27 protein-coding genes and 1 tRNA gene are annotated in these 22,170 nt (G+C 58.1%); 4 read left to right on the forward strand and 24 right to left on the reverse strand.

Annotated elements, in window-relative coordinates; genetic code table 11:
* Nucleotides 1-483 precede the first annotated feature (483 nt).
* The gene (locus tag SIAM614_RS31240; protein ID WP_006936305.1) at nucleotides 484-1,239 is read left to right on the forward strand and encodes a DUF599 domain-containing protein; all 756 of its coding nucleotides are present in this window, start codon (nucleotides 484-486) and stop codon (nucleotides 1,237-1,239) included.
* Here the strand turns inward: SIAM614_RS31240 and SIAM614_RS16770 are convergent.
* Entirely contained in the window at nucleotides 1,125-2,372 is a 1,248-nt protein-coding gene (locus SIAM614_RS16770) for an adenylate/guanylate cyclase domain-containing protein (protein WP_040440515.1), read from the reverse strand. The two genes, SIAM614_RS31240 and SIAM614_RS16770, sit on opposite strands and share 115 nt — an antisense overlap.
* Nucleotides 2,373-2,484: 112 nt before the next feature.
* A complete protein-coding gene (locus SIAM614_RS16775; protein WP_006936309.1) occupies nucleotides 2,485-3,282 on the reverse strand; it encodes a YdcF family protein in 798 nt (265 codons plus the stop codon).
* A gap of 550 nt (nucleotides 3,283-3,832) precedes the next feature.
* Here SIAM614_RS16775 and SIAM614_RS16780 point away from each other — a divergent pair.
* A complete protein-coding gene (locus tag SIAM614_RS16780) occupies nucleotides 3,833-4,237 on the forward strand; it encodes a globin family protein (protein WP_006936311.1) in 405 nt (134 codons plus the stop codon).
* 64 nt (nucleotides 4,238-4,301) lie between these two features.
* Here SIAM614_RS16780 and SIAM614_RS16785 read toward each other — a convergent pair whose 3' ends face one another.
* The 15 genes from SIAM614_RS16785 to SIAM614_RS16865 form a co-directional block, all read right to left on the reverse strand.
* The gene (locus SIAM614_RS16785) at nucleotides 4,302-4,916 is read right to left on the reverse strand and encodes an ATP-dependent Clp protease proteolytic subunit (RefSeq protein WP_006936312.1); all 615 of its coding nucleotides are present in this window, start codon (nucleotides 4,914-4,916) and stop codon (nucleotides 4,302-4,304) included.
* A gap of 183 nt (nucleotides 4,917-5,099) precedes the next feature.
* Complete coding sequence (locus tag SIAM614_RS16790) at nucleotides 5,100-5,957, reverse strand: adenylate/guanylate cyclase domain-containing protein (protein WP_006936313.1); 858 nt, start codon at nucleotides 5,955-5,957, stop codon at nucleotides 5,100-5,102.
* A 115-nt stretch (nucleotides 5,958-6,072) separates the two neighbouring features.
* Nucleotides 6,073-6,477, reverse strand: a complete 405-nt coding sequence (locus SIAM614_RS16795; RefSeq protein ID WP_006936314.1) for an ACT domain-containing protein — start codon at nucleotides 6,475-6,477, stop codon at nucleotides 6,073-6,075.
* Between the two features lie 13 nt (nucleotides 6,478-6,490).
* Nucleotides 6,491-7,081, reverse strand: a complete 591-nt coding sequence (locus tag SIAM614_RS16800; RefSeq protein ID WP_006936316.1) for a GNAT family N-acetyltransferase — start codon at nucleotides 7,079-7,081, stop codon at nucleotides 6,491-6,493.
* A gap of 171 nt (nucleotides 7,082-7,252) precedes the next feature.
* A complete protein-coding gene (locus SIAM614_RS33450) occupies nucleotides 7,253-8,215 on the reverse strand; it encodes a VOC family protein (protein WP_006936318.1) in 963 nt (320 codons plus the stop codon).
* Nucleotides 8,216-8,229: 14 nt separating this feature from the next.
* Nucleotides 8,230-8,847, reverse strand: coding sequence for a TetR/AcrR family transcriptional regulator (locus SIAM614_RS16815; protein WP_006936320.1), 618 nt, complete (start codon nucleotides 8,845-8,847; stop codon nucleotides 8,230-8,232).
* Between the two features lie 231 nt (nucleotides 8,848-9,078).
* Entirely contained in the window at nucleotides 9,079-9,768 is a 690-nt protein-coding gene (locus SIAM614_RS16820; protein WP_006936322.1) for an SDR family oxidoreductase, read from the reverse strand.
* 70 nt (nucleotides 9,769-9,838) lie between these two features.
* Nucleotides 9,839-10,231 (reverse strand): cupin domain-containing protein, encoded by a 393-nt coding sequence (locus SIAM614_RS16825; RefSeq protein ID WP_006936324.1) that lies wholly within the window; start codon nucleotides 10,229-10,231, stop codon nucleotides 9,839-9,841.
* Nucleotides 10,232-10,249: 18 nt separating this feature from the next.
* Nucleotides 10,250-11,425, reverse strand: a complete 1,176-nt coding sequence (locus SIAM614_RS16830) for an isovaleryl-CoA dehydrogenase (RefSeq protein WP_006936326.1) — start codon at nucleotides 11,423-11,425, stop codon at nucleotides 10,250-10,252.
* 21 nt (nucleotides 11,426-11,446) lie between these two features.
* Nucleotides 11,447-11,893: a GNAT family N-acetyltransferase gene (locus tag SIAM614_RS16835; RefSeq protein WP_006936328.1), complete on the reverse strand. Its 447-nt coding sequence runs from the start codon at nucleotides 11,891-11,893 to the stop codon at nucleotides 11,447-11,449.
* A gap of 3 nt (nucleotides 11,894-11,896) precedes the next feature.
* Nucleotides 11,897-12,340, reverse strand: coding sequence for a PaaI family thioesterase (locus SIAM614_RS16840; protein ID WP_006936330.1), 444 nt, complete (start codon nucleotides 12,338-12,340; stop codon nucleotides 11,897-11,899).
* The gene (locus SIAM614_RS16845) at nucleotides 12,340-12,765 is read right to left on the reverse strand and encodes a MerR family transcriptional regulator (protein WP_006936332.1); all 426 of its coding nucleotides are present in this window, start codon (nucleotides 12,763-12,765) and stop codon (nucleotides 12,340-12,342) included. The genes SIAM614_RS16840 and SIAM614_RS16845 overlap by 1 nt, the downstream gene beginning before the upstream one ends.
* 90 nt (nucleotides 12,766-12,855) lie before the next feature.
* Nucleotides 12,856-13,566, reverse strand: coding sequence for a glycoside hydrolase family 25 protein (locus SIAM614_RS16850; RefSeq protein ID WP_006936334.1), 711 nt, complete (start codon nucleotides 13,564-13,566; stop codon nucleotides 12,856-12,858).
* Between the two features lie 56 nt (nucleotides 13,567-13,622).
* Complete coding sequence (locus tag SIAM614_RS16855) at nucleotides 13,623-14,045, reverse strand: VOC family protein (protein WP_006936336.1); 423 nt, start codon at nucleotides 14,043-14,045, stop codon at nucleotides 13,623-13,625.
* Nucleotides 14,046-14,349: 304 nt separating this feature from the next.
* Entirely contained in the window at nucleotides 14,350-14,775 is a 426-nt protein-coding gene (locus tag SIAM614_RS16865; RefSeq protein ID WP_006936341.1) for an organic hydroperoxide resistance protein, read from the reverse strand.
* Between the two features lie 149 nt (nucleotides 14,776-14,924).
* Here SIAM614_RS16865 and SIAM614_RS32980 point away from each other — a divergent pair, with 149 nt between their 5' ends.
* Complete coding sequence (locus SIAM614_RS32980) at nucleotides 14,925-15,728, forward strand: MarR family winged helix-turn-helix transcriptional regulator (RefSeq protein WP_006936343.1); 804 nt, start codon at nucleotides 14,925-14,927, stop codon at nucleotides 15,726-15,728.
* A 234-nt stretch (nucleotides 15,729-15,962) separates the two neighbouring features.
* On the opposite strand, the gene mgtE is transcribed toward SIAM614_RS32980, so the two are convergent.
* The 5 genes from mgtE to SIAM614_RS16895 all read right to left on the reverse strand — a co-directional run bounded on the left by mgtE (nucleotide 15,963) and on the right by SIAM614_RS16895 (nucleotide 19,483).
* Nucleotides 15,963-17,378, reverse strand: coding sequence for a magnesium transporter (gene mgtE / locus SIAM614_RS16875; protein WP_006936346.1), 1,416 nt, complete (start codon nucleotides 17,376-17,378; stop codon nucleotides 15,963-15,965).
* A 174-nt stretch (nucleotides 17,379-17,552) separates the two neighbouring features.
* Nucleotides 17,553-17,921, reverse strand: a complete 369-nt coding sequence (locus SIAM614_RS30655; protein ID WP_006936347.1) for a hypothetical protein — start codon at nucleotides 17,919-17,921, stop codon at nucleotides 17,553-17,555.
* A 254-nt stretch (nucleotides 17,922-18,175) separates the two neighbouring features.
* Nucleotides 18,176-18,778: a hypothetical protein gene (locus SIAM614_RS16885; protein WP_050789417.1), complete on the reverse strand. Its 603-nt coding sequence runs from the start codon at nucleotides 18,776-18,778 to the stop codon at nucleotides 18,176-18,178.
* 219 nt (nucleotides 18,779-18,997) lie between these two features.
* Nucleotides 18,998-19,084: transfer RNA gene (locus tag SIAM614_RS16890), tRNA-Leu, on the reverse strand.
* A 132-nt stretch (nucleotides 19,085-19,216) separates the two neighbouring features.
* Nucleotides 19,217-19,483 (reverse strand): FliM/FliN family flagellar motor switch protein, encoded by a 267-nt coding sequence (locus tag SIAM614_RS16895; RefSeq protein ID WP_006936349.1) that lies wholly within the window; start codon nucleotides 19,481-19,483, stop codon nucleotides 19,217-19,219.
* Nucleotides 19,484-19,581: 98 nt separating this feature from the next.
* Here SIAM614_RS16895 and lipB point away from each other — a divergent pair, with 98 nt between their 5' ends.
* Nucleotides 19,582-20,289, forward strand: coding sequence for a lipoyl(octanoyl) transferase LipB (lipB, locus tag SIAM614_RS16900; protein WP_040440486.1), 708 nt, complete (start codon nucleotides 19,582-19,584; stop codon nucleotides 20,287-20,289).
* A 122-nt stretch (nucleotides 20,290-20,411) separates the two neighbouring features.
* Here the strand turns inward: lipB and SIAM614_RS16905 are convergent, their stop codons facing one another.
* Together SIAM614_RS16905 and SIAM614_RS16910 are read right to left on the reverse strand one after the other, a co-directional pair.
* On the reverse strand, nucleotides 20,412-21,296 hold the full coding sequence (locus SIAM614_RS16905; protein ID WP_040440521.1) for an NAD-dependent epimerase/dehydratase family protein: 885 nt from the start codon (nucleotides 21,294-21,296) through the stop codon (nucleotides 20,412-20,414).
* A complete protein-coding gene (locus SIAM614_RS16910) occupies nucleotides 21,296-22,162 on the reverse strand; it encodes a glycosyltransferase (RefSeq protein WP_006936352.1) in 867 nt (288 codons plus the stop codon). Before SIAM614_RS16910 ends, SIAM614_RS16905 begins: the two co-directional genes overlap by 1 nt.
* Nucleotides 22,163-22,170: the final 8 nt, after the last annotated feature.

A 22,170-nucleotide genomic window follows, 5' to 3' on the forward strand; every position in this document is an offset into this window, starting at 1 on the left:
AAAGTTGCCAAAGAGCAAAAAAGAGCCCCTCAAACGACAAAAGGCGCAGCCTCACGCTGCGCCTTTGTGTTCCTTGCGTCCCGCTGGCTTATTTGGCGGCGGCGACGGCTTGTTGTGCACTTTCAACATCGTTGAACAGAAGAACCATCGTCAATGCTAGGCCCACTGCAGCGACAGTCCAGAGAGTGACGCTCCAACAAGATTTCTGCACGTTTTCGTCCATAAAAACCCTACATATTGTTGTGTGGCACCAGGTCCCACCGACCTCTAAATATGGCGCCATTGAGGCGACGAGGTAAACGATCCCTTACCATTTCGCAAGCGCAAAAAGAGAGCAGCAGATCCCGCATTTTTGCAAACCTCCTACAGCTACTGGAATTTCAGCTACTTAGGGTCCACAAGTCTGTCTGTCAGGGACACTGAAAAGTCTGCTAAGACAGGTGATGGTCGGATTCGGCCGCAAGAGAATCAGAAGGGATCACGATGCACGCGCTCTCGACTCTGGACCTGGCAGCCGCGGCCTGGTTTCTGCTCGCCTGGCTCGGTTTTAATGTTCTGATCGATCTCAGCCCACTGCGTAAAAAGACCTTGTCCAGCGCGATGGAAAGCTACCGGCGCAACTGGATGCATGTCATGAGCCTGCGCGAGGTTCGCATCATGGACACCTCGATCATGTCCGGGTTGCAGCAGGGCACAGCCTTTTTCGCATCGACATCCCTTCTGGCCATCGGTGGTGGCTTTGCGCTTCTTGATGCAACGGAGCGCATCGTTCAGATTGCTGGAGACCTGTCCATTCCGGTAGCCGACAACCGGGCACTCTGGGAGATCAAGGTGCTCGGCCTGATGCTGATCTTTGCCTATGGTTTCTTCAAGTTCGGCTGGGCGTATCGGCTTTTCAATTATGCCAGCATCATCATGGGCGCGGTCCCCCACAGAGGCCAGGCACCCGATGAGGTCATCACAAAGATGGCTGCACAAGCCGGGGAACTGGGTGTTCTCGCCGGCCGCCACTTCAATCGCGGCCAGCGTGCCCTGTTTTTTTCAATCGGCTTTCTTGGGTGGTTCGCCGGCCCGTATGTATTTGCCGCAACCACCCTCGCCGTTCTCTTGGTCCTGCTACGCCGTCAGTTCGTTTCCAAGGCCAGAGATGCGGTACTCTTGGGGCAATATCCAAACTTGGGGTCGGCTGACAAGTCCGGCGAATACACCGACACGGGTTCATCAAACCCCTTCACCTGATAGCGACCATAAAGTCCCGATCTGCACCCCATGACCTCCGCCAGAGCGTCCGACACCAGAAGCTGGCGCTGCAGGTCCTTTGCAAGCTCGGCAATACGGGCCGCAAGATTGACCACAGGGCCGACGACGGTGAAGTCCAGCCGGGTTTCGCTGCCGACGTTGCCATAAAAGACATCGCCTGCGTGAAGGGCTATTCCGACACTCAGATCAGGTGTGACCGCGCAGGTTCGGGCCGTGTTGATCGCCTCGATCCGCGTCAGCGTCTCACGTGCAGCCATCAGGGCGCGCATGGAGGCGTCCCTGGCTTCCTCTGCGGTCTCGTAGGGAAAGATCGCCATCACTTCATCGCCGATGAACTTCAGCACTTCGCCGCCATGGGCTTCGACGGCTGCCGTCATCGCTCCGAAATACTTGTTCAGGAACAAGACGATCTTGTCTGCAGGAAGCGTATTGGACAGGCGCGTGAAGCCACGGATGTCGGCAAAGCTGACAACCGCCTTGATCCACTCGCCTTCTCCTCGCCGGGTTGTGCCGTCCAGAACCTTCAGTCCTGCCCGCGGGCCGACATAGGTGTCCAGCACCGTTTCGGCGGTACGGCGCAGCGTCTTCAATTCACATACCAGCGCAAGCGGCTGGATCAGCGAGTCGAACACACCGATGTGCGAGCCTGTAAAACCGCCCGGCGCCTTGGTCGCGAAACTGGCAACCTTCACCGTCCCGTCTGAAAACCGCATGGGCAGAGCGATATAGTCCGTATAACCTTCCCGGGCCAGCTCGGCGGTAATCGGAAATTCGTCGGCTGCACCCGGCGTCTTGCCGATCTCGACACGAACTGGTGTCTCGTCTTCGTGCACGCGTTTGATGGGGCTCTTCTGATATTCGTCCTGCGAAGTGTTGTCCGCAGTATGTAGGCGCAATTCCGGCGCCTCTCCGTTGATCCAGATCGAGCTTTCCGCGCGCACGTTCGGATGCACCACCCAGATGCCGGTGGTGACACGGTCGACCGGAACTTTTCCGGCGCGCAAACGTTTCGCCATCTCAGTGACGATTTCGAGTGTCCCCTTCAGTCGGGGCGCATCGCTATACAGCCATTGTACGACGTCTGCCGCAACGATAGGCGCTTCGAGGACCATCAGCCCACGTCCTTTCGAATCCCTGAATGAGCCCATTATATGGGAACAGGCTCTTTGCAGTAAAAGAGGTTTGATTTCAAAAGTCGGCGTCAGCCGAACGTGTTTTGCAAGCTTAAGGACCGGGGAAGAATGCCGTGCTCCGTCCGAGCAGTTTGTAGACCGCAAGACCGACCCACTCCCGGAAGGCGATATCAAAGCGCCTGAGGCCCTTGGAGGCACCGTCAAAGCCGAGCATGCTGTCCTGCGGTCCCCGTGTTCGGAAATCCACCGGATAAGCTGTCACGCCTGTCCAGCCGGCCTTCTCGAAGACGCCCATCGAACGCGGCATATGATAGGCCGACGTGACGAGCAACCAGCGCTGGCCGGGCTGCGGCTGCACGATCTTCTTGGCGTAGACCGCGTTCTGCCATGTGTTCTGGGATTGGTCTTCAAGAATGATGCGCTCAGGCGCAATACCGAAGTCCCGGAACAGTCTCGCGGCTCCCTCCGCCTCTGTTGCCTGCGACGACACAATCATGCCCTGCCCTCCGGTATGGATGATCTTCGCTGCCGGCAGCGCTTTGGCAAGACGCGCGGTGATGGTGACCCGTTCCGCGGACATGGTCAGCGCCGTATCGCCCCGGACACCGGTGACGACCGTGTCCACGGCACCGCCCAAAATGATGATGCCGTCATAGTTTTCCAAAGTGGCGGGACGCTGAAAGCGGTCCTCAAGCGGCACGATCAGCCAGTTTGCCGCAGGTGAGAAAGCACAAACCACCAGCCCGGCAAACCCGGCGAAGGTCAAGAGGCGGCCGCGCCGTCGCCACCTGGCCGACAGGCTGAGCAACAGGCCGGCAGCCATTAAAACAATGAGAAAGTTCGACGGCAGGATCAGAAAACCGCCGATCTTCGAGAAGAAAACATACATATGAAATTATCCGAGTCGTTTCGGCCCCTGCCCGTGACAAGCAATACATCCGTTCCGCCCGCGACAGCCATGCCTTTTGCGTCTGCCTGACCGAACAATCCCATCAAACAGGCAAACGATCTGCATACTCATCGCCGTATTGCAGGAATCCCCAACCACTTTGCGGGAAAGCGAATCCCTTGTTTTCTGTCCAAAATCTCGTCTCGGCCGTAAGCAATGAGGAATTTGCTCAGATCCGGCGTGACGCCGATTGCGGCGCGCAACGATAGGTATCCAGCGGAATCACGGTCTACGCACCCTTGGTGCGATGCCCTTACGTCACTTGACCGTGACAAGATAAGCCGGCTTCACTTACGGCCCGATGCTGGCCTTTTTCGGCCCTTTCTAGCCCTTTGCGCGGCCAAAAGAGTGAATTTGCGGCTGACCTTGGCCATCTGCAGGCACTGGTGATTTTAACAAAGGCATTATCCGTGATCAGAGTCACAGGGCTGGCACGCCTTTCGAGTCATCTTGTTGCCATCGTATTGAAGGCTCAATCGAGGGAAACCAGATGACACTCTATATGAAACTCGGCGGTCGCGAAGCGATCATGCAGGCAATGCCACACCTGAAGGCCAGGCTGGAACAGGATCCCTGTTTCGATGTGTCCAGCTTTCTGCCGGAATTCGAACACTCGGACGATCTGACAGAGTTCCTGATCTTTCTTGCAGGCGGAGCTCCGATTTACGACGGAAAGCCAGTCAGCGACCTGCTGGCGCCGATCTGCACCTGCAACAGCATCTATGAACGGTTCGTCGACCACCTGGTCGCGGTCATCTTCAACGGAGCTCCCGCTCCCGGAGACGAAGCAGACCTGCGGGACCTCATGGACCGGCTTCGTCCGCATGTGCTCGCCCGCAAACCGGTCGCTCGCGCACGAGACTATTCCATTCAACCCGAAGCGGTCTGCATCTGACCGTTCTCAGAAAAAAACGCCGGCGAAGCCGGCGTTTCTGCTTTTTTGTGAAGATCGTTAAAGATCAGCCCAATTCGTCGACAGTGGTGACGATCTTGCCGACCAGACCGTAGTCGATCCCTTCTTCCGGGCTCATCCAGTAGTCGCGGTCGGTGTCTTTTTCGATACGCGCAATCGGCTGACCGGTTGCGTCCGCGAAAATCTTGTTCAGACGATCGCGCATCTTGATGATTTCCCTGGCCTGGATTTCGATGTCCGTAGCCATGCCGCCGGCGCCGCCGGACGGTTGGTGAAGCAGGAAGCGCGTGTTCGGAGTGCAGAACCGCTTGTCCTTGGGAACCGACACGTAAATCAAAGCTCCGGCGCTGGCGACCCAGCCCATGCCGAGGATACGAACCTCAGGTGCGATGAATTTGATGGTGTCGTGAATCATGTCGCCGGATTCGACATGACCGCCCGGAGACGAAACGATGACCGTGATCGGGTCGTTGGAAACCTGCGCCAGCGCCAGAAGCCGGGCGCAAACGTCGCGGGCCATCTCCTGTGTCACCGGACCGGTGATCAGAACTGTACGCGCTTCGAACAGATGCTTGTCGACCTGGATCGACGGCTGGCTCTTGGGCTTGTCCTCGTCTTCATCGTCGAGGCGTGCAGGCACCGTGGTCGAATAGTTTTTCATGCGCAGGATTAAGCTCCCTTTGCTGTTGGGCCGGCCGGACCGGCATTTTCGATGGGCTGACGGAAGGTTCCACCGCCCTGCGTTGGTCCATGTGTAAGCGAAGTCAGTTGCACTCGCAAATCATCAGACCCTGATTAGCGTGAAAAGAGTTATCAGATCGGCAACAGGCCAGGCCCCACGCCCTCAATCGCCTGTTCCTGTCGGCCTGCCGAGGCGTTTTTCCTGACGGCCAACGAGCAGGTGCCAGAACAGCATGGCCGCAAAAGGCAGCGAAGGCCAGACAAACCACAAAGTGGACAAACCGGAGGTCAGGAGATTGAGCAGGAAAAAGAGGCTTATCATGAAGACGCAGCCTCGGACCCGTTTCGGCTGGGCTCTCAACCAGCGGCGTGCCTGTTCGAACCCTGAGGCGACAGCCTGGGTATCCCGTTCCCATTCCGGCCTTGGAATACCGTCCTGGCGCGGTGTCCCTGTGTGGTGTGTCTTTTGGCTGGCACTGGTGTCTGCAGGTGAATTTCGGCCCCCGATCCGTACCGAGTATGTTTCGACGGGCTCGGTGACATTCTTGACGTGCTGGGGTCCAAGTGGATCGAAGCCCAGCGCCATTTTCGATTTTACCTGATCATAGACCGACTGAGACAACATGATGCCGCCCCGCGGTGCGAGTTCCTGCAATCGGGCGGCCACATTCACGCCGTCGCCATAGATGTCCTCGCCTTCGACCATGATGTCGCCGAGGTTGATGCCGATGCGAAACTCCATCCGGTTCATGTCCGGCAGGTCCGCGTTGCGAACCGAAAGCTCGTTCTGGATGTCAACGGCACATTGCACGGCTTCCATGACCGACGCGAACTCGATGATGACTGCATCACCCCAGGTGTTCACGATGCGTCCGTTATGACGCTCCGTCAGCGCCGACATCACCAACCGGTAGGCTTTGAGCCGGTCCAGAGTTCCGTCTTCATCCCGCTCCATGAGCTTGGAATATTGCGCAACGTCCGCGCACATAACTGCCGCCAGACGCCGCTTGACCCGTTGCATGCTCTTACCCCGCTTGCTCCCGCTTAGGAATGGGAAGGCACACCGGAAATTGCAAGGGAAAATCCACCGAATTCACCGTTGTGACGCATGTTCGGCACACCTGGAAAAAACGGGATCAAATGTCTCCGGCGAGATTGCGCAGTGCCGCCAGAGCATCTTCCGCGCGTTCTTCGGGCACAAAAACATGATCGTGAAAAAAGGCTGCAACCACATTCGCCGAAATTCCTTCGGCTGCCAGAGCCGCGGAAATGGATGCCGTCAGTCCAACGGCCTCCAGCGAGGAATGCACAGTCAGCGTTATCCGCCGGAACCACTCGGCCTCTGCCAATCCCAGTTCACGCGCCCGCTCAACCGGCAGAATGGCTGTCAGCCCTTCGGTTTCCGCAAACAGGCCGATCGGATCGTACTCTGCCAGATCCGTCATCGATTTCGATACAAATGTGCAGAATACATAAGGCTGCGGATCCAGCATCGGGCGCATCTGCGAGATCAGGGTGGCAAGGTCTGTTTCGCCGGTCATCTGGAATTTCCGTTCATAGTGTCTTGCGCATGAGTGGCCGCTTGGGGCTTCTGCGTGCGATTTCGACAAAGCCTGCGCGGCGGAAGACGTCAGCAATGCCCACGAAGCCTTCGCCCCATTGCAGAGGCTTGTCCGTCTCCATGGGACATGCATCCATTTGTCGAGCCCCTTCTTCCCGCGCATGGGCAATGGCCGCATCCAGCAGAAGGGACATCAAACCGGTGCCGCGATGCCCTTTCCGGATATAGAAACAGGTGACCGCATGTGTTGTCTCTATCGCCTGTTCACTGTCTTCCGGCAGGGGTTGGCTGGTTTTGCCAAGCAGGAAGCGTAGATACTGACTGCGCGGTCCGAGCGCGATCCAGCCGACCGCGAGGCTGCCTCGATACGCCAGGAGCCCGGGGGCCGGGCCAGCGTCTACCTTCTGCTGAAAAGCATCGCGCCGTTCCTCACGGGTCATCGCTTTCCAGTCCTTGCCCCGCAAGAAAGGCCACATGCACCAGCAACCGCCGGACGCACCTCGTTCCGGTCCGAACAGATCCACCAGATCGGCCCAGCGCTCCGGTGTCGCAACTTGAATGTGGACGAGATCGTTATGAGTCATATCCACTCCTTCCGATTGCAAAGTTGCACGGAAAGAACGGGGACGGCAATCCCGGTGAAAGTGTCTGTTCCACAAAAGCAAAACGCCGCGGATCAGGCGGCGTTTGAATTTTTGTTCTTCACTCAGGCCTTGCAAGCCGAACCAGACAACGAACCATGCGAATGCTGCTGTTCAGGCAGCAGCTTCCAAGCCGGCAATGTCTATCTTCTTCATCTTCATCAGGGCGGCACTGACACGTCCGGCGCTTTCCGGATCGTTGCCATGCATCAGCCGGGGCAATGCCTTGGGAACAATCTGCCAATAAACACCGTAGCGGTCTTTCAGCCAGCCGCACTGGCCCTCTTCCCCGCCATCGGCAAGAAGCGCCTGCCATAACTGATCTGTTTCCGCCTGATCTTCGGTCAGTATGGAAATCGAGGTCAGATAGCTTGACTGCATATCCGGGTTGCCGTTCAGTATCATGAAGGGGGACCCCGCCAGGGTGAACTCGGCAACCAGCACCGGCCCGTCTGGATCCGGCCGGAAGATCGACTCAATCTCGCTATTCGGCAAAAGGGACGTGTAGAAGCTGGCTGCTTCCTCTCCCTTTTCACGGAAGAACAGACAGGTGCGCACCTTGGCGGCAAACGCGGGTTCGGTTCGCAGCCCCTCGACAGCAATCGACCTTGCAAGTGCATCAAGCTGAGCGGAGGCTGCTTTCCAGCCCTCCTCAAAGCCCATCTCAAGATGCTTGTTCCTGTCTGCTTCGGTCGCGTGGCGCGCACCCCACGTCAGGCGCGTGCCGACGCCCGGGACATCGGCAAGTTGGACGTAGCCTGTCATGAACGGCGTCTCCCGCGGCACATAGCCTTCGGAGAAGGCATCCGTGAACATCAGCCTCTCGCCATCCACAACCTCCAGGAACATGCCCACATTCTCGAACTGCTCTCCTTGCGGACCGGCCATCACGGTGTTGAAACGGCCACCCGGACGAACGTCCATATCGGCCTGCTGCACAAACCAGGGCTTCGGGCAGAACCACTGTTTCAGCAATTCGGTATTGGTCCAGCATTGCCACACGGCTTCACGCGGCGCGGCAATGACCCGGCTGAGTTCCAGTGTCAGATCTTCCTTGCGAATTTCAACTTCACTCATTGCACTCTCCCTTGTCATGACCGGCCGAACAGCAGTTCGACGTAACGTTTCAGATGCTCGATGCTGTCCGTCGCTATCGATGGCGCATTGCCTGCCTTTGCCAGCACGAAAGCCCCCTGAATGACGGCCTGTGTGTGCAGTGCCAGGCTTTCCGCTCCTCCAGGAACCTCAATACCCCGGGCCTTGGCCGCTTCTGCGATATCGGAAACCAGCGTTGCCGCGTGCCCGGTGATGCTTCGGTTGCAGGCATCGCGGATGGCAGGAATCGTGTCATAGACCTCCTGCACCATGGTCCCGACCAGACAGGTGAACTCCGGCACATCGCCCTGCACCAAGGCCTTGCGGAAATCGAGATAGCCGATCACCCGGTCAAGCGGGTCTTCAGGATCGTGATACGCCGCCTGTTCGAAAAGCGCCCCGGTCGTTTCGGACCAGTAATCCGCCGCAGCCACCGCCAGATCGTCTTTCGAACGAAAGTGATGGAAGAAGGCTCCCTTCGTCACACCCGCTTCGCGGCACAGGTCATCCACGGTGGTGGCCGTGTAGCCTTTCATACGGATCACACGCAGCGCAGAATCCAGCAGCTTTATCCGCGCGTCTGGCCGTTTTGTCTTTTGAGTTTTCTCTACCATGCCCCATACATACCGACCAGTTGGTATGTTGTCAATCTGCTTAGATGGCGGACGCACAGCAACTGCCTTGCCGCCAATGGCACGCATTGGAGTAACCGCCTAATGAGACGGGCAGAATTTCAGGAATTGAGCGCCCAGGAGAATCGAAACGACGTCTCGCCAACATCCTGTGTTCACGGAAGAAAATCGAATAGTACCTGCAAGTTACCCGGCGTCGCCGCTTGGCTTCGCTTACCAGGGAATGGGCCTGCCGAGCTGATCGAAAAAACCTCCGGACTGTGCGGGCGTGAGACTGACCACAAAGTCGACAAGGCGTTCTGCCGCGATCGCTGGTTCCTGAACGTCGAGCCCGGTCTTTGCAAAATTCTCGGTCAGGGAGGTTCTCACCGTACCGGGATGAAGCGCAACACAGATTGCTTCGGGATTCTTGCGCGCGAGCTCAATCGATGCAGTGCGGACCAATTGGTTGAGCGCGGCCTTCGAGGCCCGGTACCCATACCATCCACCAAGGCTGTTATCGCCGATTGAACCGACTCTTGCGGAAAGGGTTGCAAAAACACTCCGTCCCTCTCTCGGCAGCAGCGGCAAGAAGTGTTTCATCAACAGTGCCGGGCCGATGGCATTGATTGCAAACGAACGGGCAAGGACTTCAGGATCGAGTTCCCGCAGGCTCTTTTCGGGACGTGCTGTCCCCAGAGTGAGTGCACCGGTCGCGTCGAAGAGCAAACGCACTTCACCTTCAGCCTGCCGAACCTCTTCGGCACAGGCCTGGATCTTGCATTTATCGAGCAAATCGAGAGGTGGTGAAGACTTGCGATGAAGCGCGATGACCCTGTCATAGCCACCGTCACTTTCAAGACGCGCCTTCACGGCTGAACCAATTCCGCCGCTGGCACCAAAGATCACCGCTACTGTCGTCATTCACTGCCTCTCTTTCCTGATGACAGCGATACGCAGGAAAAGCCGGATCGGTTCGGTAACAGGATCGGCCCTAGTTTCCGCCGACCGTTGCCTCCCAGGGGCCATCGACAAAGTCGGCTTCTTCATCTCCAGGCCAGGGAGGCATGGAGATACAAATGAACTGAAGCACGCTGTCACCGGTGTTCCGATACTGGAAAGCGGTGCCGGCCGGGATATCAATGGAGACACCGGTCTCCAGGTCGACAACGGTCTGGCAGGCATGGTCGGACCTCCAGATCTGTCCGCTGCCGGCAAGCACGTACCAGAATTCATGCACGGTCTTGTGCCGTGTCGCACGGTTCGTCTGGCCGACAGGAACAGTCGAATGGATCATGTTTCCTGTCGGGCCATCCATGATGAAACGGATATCGGCCCCCGCTGGAGATTTCGCATCAGGTTTGTCGGGAAGCCGCGTCTGTTTCATGCCATCCTCAGTATTCCGTCATCTGGCCGTCTTGTTGAAGATCTCCCGCCCAATCAGCATCCGGCGAATTTCCGAAGTTCCGGCACCAATCTCGTATAGCTTTGCGTCACGCAGCAGACGGCCGGTCGGATATTCGTTGATATAGCCGTTGCCACCAAGCAGCTGGATTGCATCGAGAGCCAGCTTGGTTGCGTTTTCAGCCGCATAGAGGATCGCACCAGCCGCGTCTTCACGGGTTGTCTCGCCTCTGTCACAGGCCTTGGCAACCGCATAGACGTAGGACTTGGTGGCATTCATGGTCACATACATGTCGGCCACCTTGCCCTGCACAAGCTGGAACGTGCCGATGGGCTGGCCGAACTGCTCGCGCTCGTGGATATAGGGGATGACTACATCCATGGCCGCCTGCATGATGCCGACGGCACCTGCTGCAAGAACGGCGCGCTCGTAGTCGAGACCCGACATCAGAACGTTGACGCCCTTGCCAACCTGGCCAAGGACGTTTTCCTCCGGCACTTCGCAATCCTGGAACACCAGTTCGCCGGTTTCGGACCCGCGCATGCCAAGCTTGTCCAGTTTCTGCGCCACGGAAAAGCCCGGAAAGCTCTTTTCGACCAGAAAGGCCGTGATGCCCTTCGGCCCGGCTTCCGGATCGGTCTTGGCGTAGATGATCATCGTATCGGCAGACGGGCCGTTGGTGATCCACATCTTGGATCCATTGAGGACGTAACGGTCGCCCTTCTTTTCTGCCCGCAGCTTCATGGACACGACGTCAGATCCGGCGCCCGGTTCCGACATGGCCAATGCTCCCAGGTGTTCACCGGTCACCAGCTTGTTCAGATAGCGCTTCTTCTGCTCGTCACTTCCCCAGCGTCGCAACTGGTTGACGCAAAGGTTGGAATGGGCACCATAGCTGAGGCCGATGGAGGCAGACGCCCGGCTGACCTCTTCCATGGCAATGCAGTGCTCCAGATACCCGAGCCCCGAACCGCCCCATTCTTCCTCTACTGTGATCCCGTGAAGACCGAGCTCTCCCATTTCCGGCCAGAGCTCACGCGGGAACCAGTCTTCCCGGTCGATCTTTTCCGCCAAAGGCGCGATCCGGTCCTGACTGTAGGAGCGGACGGTATCGCGCAGCATGTCGGCGGTTTCGCCGAGATCGAAATTGAAACCCGGAAAATCGTTACGGATCATGTTGATTACCTCCCAGAGTTCTTAAGGCCTGTCGTATCGGACAAAATCGCTCAACACGCCGATCCGGTCGTAAAGCTGCCGGGCGCGCGTATTGTGATCATGGGTGTGCCAGTAGACCTTGCCGCTGGCGGACGGCTCATCCGTTGCGGCCTGATGGACTGCCTCGATCAACTTGCGGCCAGCCCCTCCACCGCGCAGGTTTTCGCTCACGAAAAGATCTTCCAGATAACAGGTCGATGACGTGGACCAGGTGCTGTCGTGAAACAGGTAATGAACCAGCCCGACAAGCTTATCTCCCTGCACCGCCACGCATGCGCTGTGGCCTGCATCGGACAGCAGACGCTCAAACAGGGTCTCCGTGACCTCCGGCGCCAGTTCCTGCTCGTAAAACGCAAGATAGGCTGCCCACAGCTCAAGCCAAGCAGGCTTGTCTGACCGCTTGAGAGGCCTGGTGGTGATATCCGTCATTCTTCAGTCCTTGACGCCTGCGACGCTCATGAGCGTGAACAGGCCCGTTGCGACATGCACCTGTGTGCCGTCGTCCAGTCCATAAACATCTGCCTTGGCAATTGTCAGCGTGCGGCCGGGTTTGACCACACGCCCCCGTGCAAGAAGCACAGGCTGCCTTGCCGGGTTCAGCAGGTTGATCTTGTACTCGCTCGTCAGCACGCCGAAGCCTGCGGCAAACAGCGTCAAAGCCGCATATCCCACCGCACTGTCTGCAATGGACGAGGTCGCGCCCGCATGGAAAAAACCATGCTGCTGTGTCAGTTCGGGCCGCATCGTCAGTTCCAGATCGATAGCGCCTGGCGAGACGTGAACCATCTGCGCGCCCAGATGGGTCATGAATTTCTGCGCGGCAAAACTTGCTCGCACACGCGCTTCCCAGTTCTCGTCACGAGGAGAAAGATCCATCAGCTTTTCTCCGATGCAGCATCTGCGCCGGACATTTTGCCCGGACCTGTTTCCAGCACGGCCATACGCGCTTTCGCGCCAGCCTCGACATCATCGAGCTCCACAAGCGTCAATTCGATATCGCGCTGTTTTTCGAGAAGTTCCGCCCGGCGGGCGGCAATCCTGTCCAGCAGCAGCCGCAACTGGCCTGCCTCGCCCGGCGCACTGCCGTACATCTCGATCATTTCCTTGATTTCGTTCAGGGAAAATCCGAGACGCTTGCCGCGCAGGATCAACTTGATGCGGGTCCGGTCGCCTGGCGTGTAAAGGCGTTGGCGGCCACGGCGTGTCGGTGACACCAGCCCCTGCGCTTCATAGAATCGCAGCGTTCTGGTCGTTATGTCGAACTCCTGCGTCAGCTGGGTAATGGTGAAATAACGCTGCATGCCCGCTCCTTGTTGGAGCGCACAGTTCCGTCTTTTTACGTTAAAGTCAACACGTCAATTTTAAAGCTTATATTTCATAAGCTTGCCTGATCAGGACTTGAGGTTATCCAGGCTCTTGTCCGGGTGCAGAACATTCAGGTCCACGTCACCTGAAACGCCTTTGATCGTTCCCCTGTCGTGGTACTGCCAGAGCGTCCAGTCTGACACATAACCGGGCGAATGCCAGATCGACTGGGTCCAGAGCCTGCGGTTCAGACCCCTTCCCTTCAGATAGTCCAGATAGAAGTTCTCCGGCACATAGAGGATGACCTGTTTACCCCGCCCCTGTTCGACCAGCGCCGCAAAGTCACTGATCTCCTGCAGCACTTCCTCGGCCGGCGGACGGCGGGCACAGTTTCCGGTGTATTCCAGATCCACCACCGGGGCCAGCATATCGCTGTCCTGAGGCAGGACGGACAGGAAGTTTTCGGCCTGCTCACGGCCTGATTTGCACAGGCTGAAGAAATGATAGGCCCCCCGCGCCAGACCGGCGCCACCGGCCCCGGCCCAATTTCGGGCAAAGGCGCGGTCCTTGAAGTCGCCCCCTTCAGTGGCCTTCATGTAGACGAAGGCAACATCATCCGCCGCCACCTGCGCCCAGTCGATGTCCCCCTGATGGTGCGAAATATCGATGCCGCGGATCGTGTAGTGGTTCCGGTCAGGCTCCCAATTCATGAAGAAAAACGCCGCTCCGACAATCGAAATCACCCCGCCGACGGCAACGTAGAACAATGTCCGCAGGACCGCTTGCAAGAAATTCATTGCGCCACCCGATATGACCTTCAAACACCGTCACCCTGCCGCAAAACCTTTAAAGTTTACGACTGATAATTTGGCCAAAGCGGCGCAGTTACCAGCTCCAGAACATTGCCGTCCGGATCGTTGAGATAAAGGCTCTGGCCACCTGCTGGCCATGTGACCTCGCTGATAATCTCCACCTTCATTTCGTTCAGGTAGTCTCTCCAGGGAGATAACTGATCCGAGCTGATGCGAAATGCAAAATGACTGTGCCCGGTCGTATCGTGCCCCGGCACGACGCCGCCAGGCGTTTCGACGTCTTCTCTGGTATGGCCGCGATGAAACACCAGGAGAGTCTGGGCGGGACCGGCATCATAGGCAGAGAGCCTTTCGCCGGCGACCATGCACTTCAACCCCAAAATGTCTGTATAAAACGAATGCGCCGCCTGCATGTCATCGACATAAACAGCGGTTTCCAGAATGCCATCAAGCTTCGGCCGCATATTCTTTTTTACTCCGTTTGAAACCCCTCGCCCTTCTTATCACCCAACTGAGATGGATTGCAGGGCATGCGGCAACGTTTCCTGTTGAGCATCAGCTCGTGGGGGGAAACTTTCAAGAAGCTCCCGTCGCGAAAAAAAAATATCGGAAAGCATGCGCAGTCGGAGCCGAGGCCAAATAGCTTTTCGATCCCGGCGGGCCGGCGAAAAACAAAAGGAAGGCCATTCAAATCGGCCGCCTTGAAAAATTGAACCCTGAAAAAGGAAGTCCGGTTCTGCCGCAAGCGACAGAACCGGACTTTCAGCATCAGGCGACCGTCAATTTGACGTCGATATTGTTCCGGGTCGCGTTGGAATAGGGGCAAACCTGGTGGGCCTTGGCAACAAGGTCTTCAGCCACAGCCTTGTCCATGCCAGGAAGAGAAACTTCCAGCGCAACTGTGAGACCGAAACCGCCCTCGGAGCGCGGTCCGATGCCAACCGTCGAGGTGATGGACGTATCTGCCGGGACCGAGATTTTCTCCTGTCCACCGACGAATTTCATCGCACCGATAAAGCAGGCCGCATAACCGGCTGCGAACAGTTCTTCCGGGTTATTGCCTTCGCCGCCTGCACCACCGAGCTCCTTGGGCGTCGCCAGCTTCACCTTGAAGGACCCGCTCAGGGTTTCTGCCGCACCGTCGCGGCCACCGGTTGCCTTTGCACTGGTTTCATATTTCACGTCGACAGCCATCTGAAGGCTCCTTCTCTACCTGTAAGATCATTTCATCCTTTTATATCGCGTCGCGTTTTATCGCGCACGATATAAATTACCCACATATACGCACACCGGCAAATCGTCAACATGTTGCGACCATATCGCGCGCGATTTATAAGGGGCGAATGAGCGAGACCACTGACCAGATGTCCCTGCTGGACGCGATTGGATTTTCCGCGCCGGAAGCGACCGAAAAACAGAAAAAAGACAAGCCGGCAAAAACCGGAAAGTCTGAGAAGAAACAGCGCAAGAAGGCTGCTGCCAAGCCTGAGGCAGAAGCAGAAACGGCCTCTGGCGCTGAAGGCGATGATGCGCGCGAAGCAGAAATTGTTGCTGCTGTCGCCGAAACGCCGATCCCCCTAGAAGAGCCCGACACCAGGGACACCCCGGACGTGGCTCCGGAAGCCGAAGCGGCAGAAGCTCCCGGCACCGGGCAGTCCGCCTCCGTTTCAGTTGAAAAAGACCTGGATGACGAAATCCCGCCGGCTTTGGAGGGCGCCCTCACGCTCGATCGCTTCCTCTGCTTTGCGCTTTATTCCGCCAACCATGCGATGCACGGCGTCTACAAGGCCTTGCTCAAGGAAGTCGGCCTGACTTATCCGCAGTTCCTGGCGATGACCGTGCTCTGGGAGACAAACAACATTCCGGTCGGTGCAATCACGTCCAAACTGCAGCTCGACACCAACACGCTGACACCGCTCTTGAAGCGGCTAGAAGCCATGGGGCTGGTCACGCGTACACGCAATATCAAGGACGAGCGCCAGGTGATCCTGAAACTGACCCGTAAGGGCCGCGCGCTTCAGAAGAAAACGGAACATTTCAGCTCCTGCATTCTGTCGTCCACGGGCCTGCAATTGGAAGAGGTCATGGACCTTCAGCAAAAGGTCATGCGCCTGCGCGACAATCTGCGTGAAGCTGGCCTGGAGTGACGCCTTGTATTGGCGCCGGGATAAATGAATTGCCATGTGACGGGCTTCGGGAAGTCGCTGTGTCAGCGCACCTCTCGAACCCGATCATTCTGACCATCTCCAGGGCATTTGCGTGATTTTTGGTGTTGCATCTGCCAGTGTTTCTCGGCTGGCAATTGCCTTTTCCTGTCCGGCTGTTCGCATTCGGACAGAAAGACGCACAAGGGCAATGAGATCGCGACGAAAGATTAGCGGTTAAAACGGCAGGCCGAACCAAAGCGCCGCGATGCCGAGAAAAGCGAAGAACCCGACCACATCGGTCACCGTCGTCACGAAAACGCTGGAGGCGATGGCCGGATCGACGTTGATCTTGTCGAGCGCAATCGGGATCAAAAGGCCGGAAAGCCCCGCGAACAGAAGATTGATCACGATTGCACCGCCAATCACCACGCCGAGCCCGGGACTGCCAAACCACAGCCAGGCGGTCACGCCGATGAGGATTGCCAGGGCTATGCCGTTGAATACACTCACCAGGATTTCGCGGTTGAGAATGCGCAAAAGATTGCGTGCGCCCAATTCCTGGGTGGCAATACCTCGCACGGCAACTGTCATGGTCTGAGTGCCGGCATTGCCACCCATGGAAGCAACGATCGGCATCAGCACCGCAAGCGCCACCATGGCTTCGATCGTGTCCTCGAACAGCGCAATCACCACGGAGGCAAGCACGGCAGTGCCGAGATTGACCACCAGCCAGGTCAGGCGCGAGCGTGCAATGGTCATGACGTTATCGGAAATCTCTTCGTCACCGACACCGGCGAGCGCGCGCAGGTCTTCTTCCGCCTCTTCCTGAATGACGTCGACGATGTCATCAACCGTCAGAACACCGACAAGCCGGTCGTTCTCATCGACAACGGCCGAGGAGACGAGGTTGTAGCGCTCGAACCGGCGGGCGACCTCTTCCTGATCTTCCGTTGCAAGCACTGCCTGGCGGGTTTCTTCCATGATGGAAGTGACCTTCTCGTCCCGCTTGGTGCGCAGGATCTTGTCCAGGTGCACGGAGCCCAGCAGCTTGAAGGTCGGATCGACAACATAGATTTCGTAGAAACTGTCCGGAAGATCGCGCGCCTCGCGCATGTAGTCGATGGTCTGGCCGATGGTCCAGAACGGTGCGACCGCGATGAACTCGGTCTGCATACGCCGGCCGGCGCTTTCTTCCGGATAGTCCAGCGCCTTCTGTAGCTGCGCCCTGTCCGCATAGGGCAATTCTTCCAGAATCGCGGCCTGGTCGTCCTCGTCGAGGTCTTCCAGAATGTAGACCGCATCATCCGAATCGAGTTCGCCAAGCCCCTCGGCGATGACCTCCGTCGGCAGATCTTCCAGAACCTGCAGACGCACCGCCTCGTCGATCTCGGTCAGGGCGGTATAGTCGAAATCCTCGCCCAGAAGCCGAATGAACGACGCCCGATCCTCGGGTTGCAGTGTCTCGAGAAGATCACCCGTGTCCGCTTCGTGAAGATCGGCGGCAAGGTGCCTCAGGCCATCCTGATCGTTTGTCTCGATCGCCGCTTCAACGGCTGCAATGAAGTCGCGATTGAGATGCTCATCCTCGTCGCGCACCGGAATAACCGGGACCGGAGAGGCGGCAACATCAAGCTCGGATGCTTCACTCATCAGGCGCCTCCCCTCACAACGCGCAGAAACTTTCCGGCAAAACGCACCGGACACTCACCACCAGATCTAGCGTTTGCCGTAGCAAAGCGCCACCGGAAAAACAAAACCGGTCCACAGACTTAACCCGGCAATGTGAAATTGCTCACGGCATCAGCAAGTGCGCCACGTGGCCCTTCAACGCAGCCTGGGGCCTTCACAACCTTTGTCTTTTGCGACGCTTCGCAAGTGGTCGAGATAGTCACGGGTGTCCGGCGGGAGTATCGCCTCGTCGCTGGAAATACACCGCTCCGCACGCCGAAAGGCCCGGCGAGCCCGCTCGCTGGAAAGGCAGACCCTGCCCGCTGCCAGAACTTCCTGTTCGACGTACCAGAGCTGCTGGCACGTCATCGCACCGAACCGCCCCGGATCAACGGCCGGATTGACAAAAAGCGATTGCGCCAGCGCCGCAGCCGGCAGGCACACAAGGGCCATCACCGCAAATCCAACCCGGCACAGGTGTACCCATGGCTTTCCGTCGGAGCCTTGCTTCAGGGTCTCATGCATCGGTGAAACATTTCCTCGAAAAAGGGGCGTCCATCAGAAAGAGTGCAGTGAGCGGTATCAGCGCGACACCATGGCGAACCCACGAGTAAAGACTGCCGATCTGGACCATGGGCGCTGCCCCCACCGGCTTTGCAGTTGCGGTCAAGCCATTGCCTCTTTTTTCTCGTGGGCGGACCCCGGCAGGCAAACGTGGCCTCAAGACAAGGTCGCGACCGGTATCTCGATGGATACTGGCTCCTGTCGCGGCACCAGGATCATTCGACCTCGCACTCCGGTGGTCTGGTGTCCATCGTCCAGTCCTGGACAGGCAACGCTTTCAGAGAAGTCTTGAAGGTCTTTCCGTTCAAGACACCCTTGCCCGTCAGAAGGTTGACGTCGCATTGCCCGTTCGCATTCGGGTCCAGCGTATCGTAGTAGGAATAGGTGTAGCCGGCGACCCGGAAGACGCCATTGCGATAGGCGATGGTCAGGACCTGATCCCATCGGTTGCGTCCGACAGCCGAATTTTCCGAATAGATTTTCAGCGAACCATGTTCGGTCGCCTCCATCCACGGTTCCTGGCCATACATGCCACCGCGCCATACCATGTCCCTTGCATGGGCAACCTGTTTCCAGCCCTCTCCCGCGTCCGTGAAGACATAGAGATCCCCACCCCCTTCCGTTTCAACGAGGACTGCACGGAAGCGATTTATGTCGCCATCGACGGGAGACGTCACAGCCCCGGCAATCGCGCCGGCCGGAACCATCGCCTCCTGCTGCGGCTGCTCCTGTTCCTGGGCCTGAACCGGCACGGACAGGACAATCGAGGACAGCACCACGGCACTGGCAAGGCTTGTGAGGGAACGGAAATTGGACACGTACGGCTTCCTTCGATTTCGCATCAATGTGCCGGCATATTTTCGCCAGCGACCCCTGAGGCCTGTTCCGGGCAGAAAAGCACATCGCAGGATCTCCCAAAAGCCGGTATCTGAATTTTCCCAGATCAATCAGGTATTTTGCAGGCACGCGCCCAAAAGCAAAAAGGCCGCCCTGAGGGGCAGCCTTTTGAGGAAGCATCGGTAGGAATGCTTCGAATATGGTGCGGTCGAGAAGACTCGAACTTCCACGGGTTTTACCCCACAGCGACCTCAACGCTGCGCGTCTACCAATTCCGCCACGACCGCATATTCGATTGTTCCCGGCGCCTGTCAGCGTCGAGGCGCTCCATGTAGCAAAAGGATTTTGGGGGCGCAAGAGGCCTTTTTGCAATAATTCACAGGCACGCGATTTTTCTTATGCAGAAATGTTTTAGCCGCTCACAGAGGGCCATCGGTGCGCATGGGGCGAATGTCCGGCGGACGCATCAGAACTTCCGTGATTGAAATGCCGATGCGTTCTCCCAGCAGAACCACCTGCCCCTTGGCGACAAGGGTATTGTTGGCATAGATCTTCACGTCCTCGTCTTCGGCCACATCCAGGTCGATCACGGCGCCGCGTCCCATGCGGAGCAACTGGTGGACAGGCATCTCGTTCTCGCCGAGAACGACGGAAATATCGACTTTGATTTCATCGAAGGTAGTCATCGGACGCCTTGATCCTTAAATAGGGCAACTGACCCGCCAGCGCTTAACCATACCACGGCATGGCAAGCCAGCTCAAAAAACAATGAAGTGTCATCCACATGTCACCCGCAGATAGAGACGCTCTTTCCCTTAGTTTTCTGCCAGTTTCCGGCTCCCGACCGGTCGAATGGCGGATTTCCGACGAACCGGTCGATTACGAGACCGCTCTTCGGGAAATGGATGAAAGGGTCCAGAGAATCATTGCAGGCGAAGCGGACGAGCAGGTCTGGCTGCTGGAACACCCCCCGCTTTATACCGCCGGCACCAGCGCCAAGGACAGCGATCTGGTCGCTCCCGACCGGTTTCCAGTGTACCGGACCGGGCGCGGAGGACAGCACACCTATCACGGTCCCGGGCAGCGTGTTGCCTATGTCATGCTCGACCTGAAGCGCCGTCAGCAGGATGTGCGTGCCTTTGTTTCCGCTCTTGAAGCCTGGCTCATCAGCACGCTCTGGCACTATCACATCCGTGGAGAACGCCGGGAGGACCGCGTCGGCGTCTGGGTGCGCCGGTCGGACCGCGGCGCCACGGTCGAGGACAAGATCGCCGCAATAGGCATCCGACTGCGCAAATGGGTCACCTTCCACGGCATCAGCTTCAACGTGGAACCGGAACTGGATCATTTTGACGGTATCGTGCCTTGCGGCATCACCGAGCATGGCGTGACCAGCCTCGTCGACCTGGGCCTGCCCGTCACCATGGCCGAAAATGACAGTGTTCTGCGCGCGGAATTCGAGAAGATATTCGGTCCGACGGTGTCGGTCTGAGGCCACCCTGCCGAGATGATCCGAGGCGTTTGCGTTGCCTTCGGGAAGAAGGCGTGAGGGAAGCAGAATCGGTGGACGGCTCCCCCGGTACGGCATCTAGCCTGACCAGCAAGTGCCGAAGGTCAGTTCCCAGCTTCATTCAGCCTTGCGAGCGATTGCACAAAAGCCTTCAGCCTTTCCCTGCCACCGGGTGCCCAGCCAAGCGCACGCAGCCTGTCAGTTGTCATTTCGCCGGGTATTTTACCTGATGCTTCTGGCGCGTTGAGGCTCAAGCCGACTTCCCCTGCATAGAGCGACAGCAGCTCTCGCCGGTCGAGCAGGAGATCGGAGACGTTATAGACTTGGAACGCCGCCCCCAAAGCGCCTCTTTTCTCCAGAACCAGGGCCACCGCAGCGGCGAGATCTTCGCCATGAACTTCCGTAGCCTTGCGCGGTCCAATCGGAACGCCCGCCGCAAATTCCTGAAAGAGGCCGGACCATTTGTGGTCTGCCAGACCTGGGCTAAGGCCATAAACACCGGTCGCCCGCAAAACGATACCAGTGATATCCTGACCACACAGCGCCTCAAGCGCCTGCTCCCCTGCCAGTTTCACTTCGCCATACAGCGTGTCCGGTGTCGGCACATCCGCTTCGGTCAACGTCTCGCCTCGCCGATGATCGCCATAAACGGCCCGGCTGGACAGGAAGACGATGGCACGGCACCCGGCTTTCCCAGCGGCTTCAAAGAGACGCCGGGTTCCATCGACATTCAATCTCGTGAACCGCTCCGGGTCATCGCCTTCACCGCCTCGGAATTTGCCGGGCGCATGGACCAGCGCACAGTGAACAAGGGCGTCGGCGGGCGGAAGCTGAGGATCCCGGTCTGCCAGATCATACGCGCAGAAGCCTGTCTCAAAGCTCTCAACCGGACGCCTGCCCAGAACCGTGACCTTGTAACCATCGTCAAGTAGCCGCTTGAGAACGAACCGGCCAACTGCACCGCTGGCGCCTGTCAAAAGAACGTGCATCAGGACGCCTGCTTTGCGGCCCACTCCTGAGGACCCGGAAGACCGGTAATATCGGCAGGCATGCCGTCACCGGTCGCGAAGGCCTGCCAGAGGTCGATGAGAGGACGTAACCTGGCAGTCTTCTCATGCCCCGTCTGCCAGGGCTTTTCATACTGGTAGTGCAGCACATGGATCTGCTTCCAGTTCCAGAGGTCCGGCAGGTTGAACCAGACGTACTGGAGGGTGTTGAAGACCACCGGCAAGCCGTGCCAATCGGGGAAATACTGTTCCAGAAATGTCTGGTCCGTGCGCCGCCAGAACGCATCAGGCTGATCAAGGCGCGTCATCATGGCCTGGAAGGTCCCGCCATCAGGGTGGGCGGTAAAGACACCGCTGTTCAGCCGGTGAAAATCCTGCAGGCTCTCGTACACATTGGGCGCTGCGCAGAACTCCGGGTAGCCGAACAGCTTGTCGCAGTTCTGAAGCACAAGCGCATCGGCATCGATGAAGACGACCCGCTCATACTCCGTGAGCTGCCAAAGCCGCAGCTTGACGAAATTGTCCAGCGGCGTGTGGAAGACCGGTTTGCCGCCTTTCGTGAACGGTGCCGCCTTGTGCAGGCGGCCGCGCTCATGGCGTTCATTGAAGGCCTCGCTCGTCGGCAGGCGCTCACACCGGCCAAGCCGCGGGCTGAAAACCGAGAGGGAAGCGAGATCCTCCTCGCTGACCCCAGGCGTATAGAGGACCACGAGATCGGCATCGGTTCCCGAATGCCGGAGCGAGCGCAGCAGCGCCGTCGCCCCGAGCACATAGTCCCGGTTGGTCACCAGCGTGACATAGGCGCATGAGCTGCCTGGAGCCCGGTCGAACTGGGGAGCCTCTTGCATCACCGGCC

The organism is Roseibium aggregatum IAM 12614 (assembly GCF_000168975.1).
In the GTDB taxonomy this organism is placed as follows: domain Bacteria; phylum Pseudomonadota; class Alphaproteobacteria; order Rhizobiales; family Stappiaceae; genus Roseibium; species Roseibium aggregatum.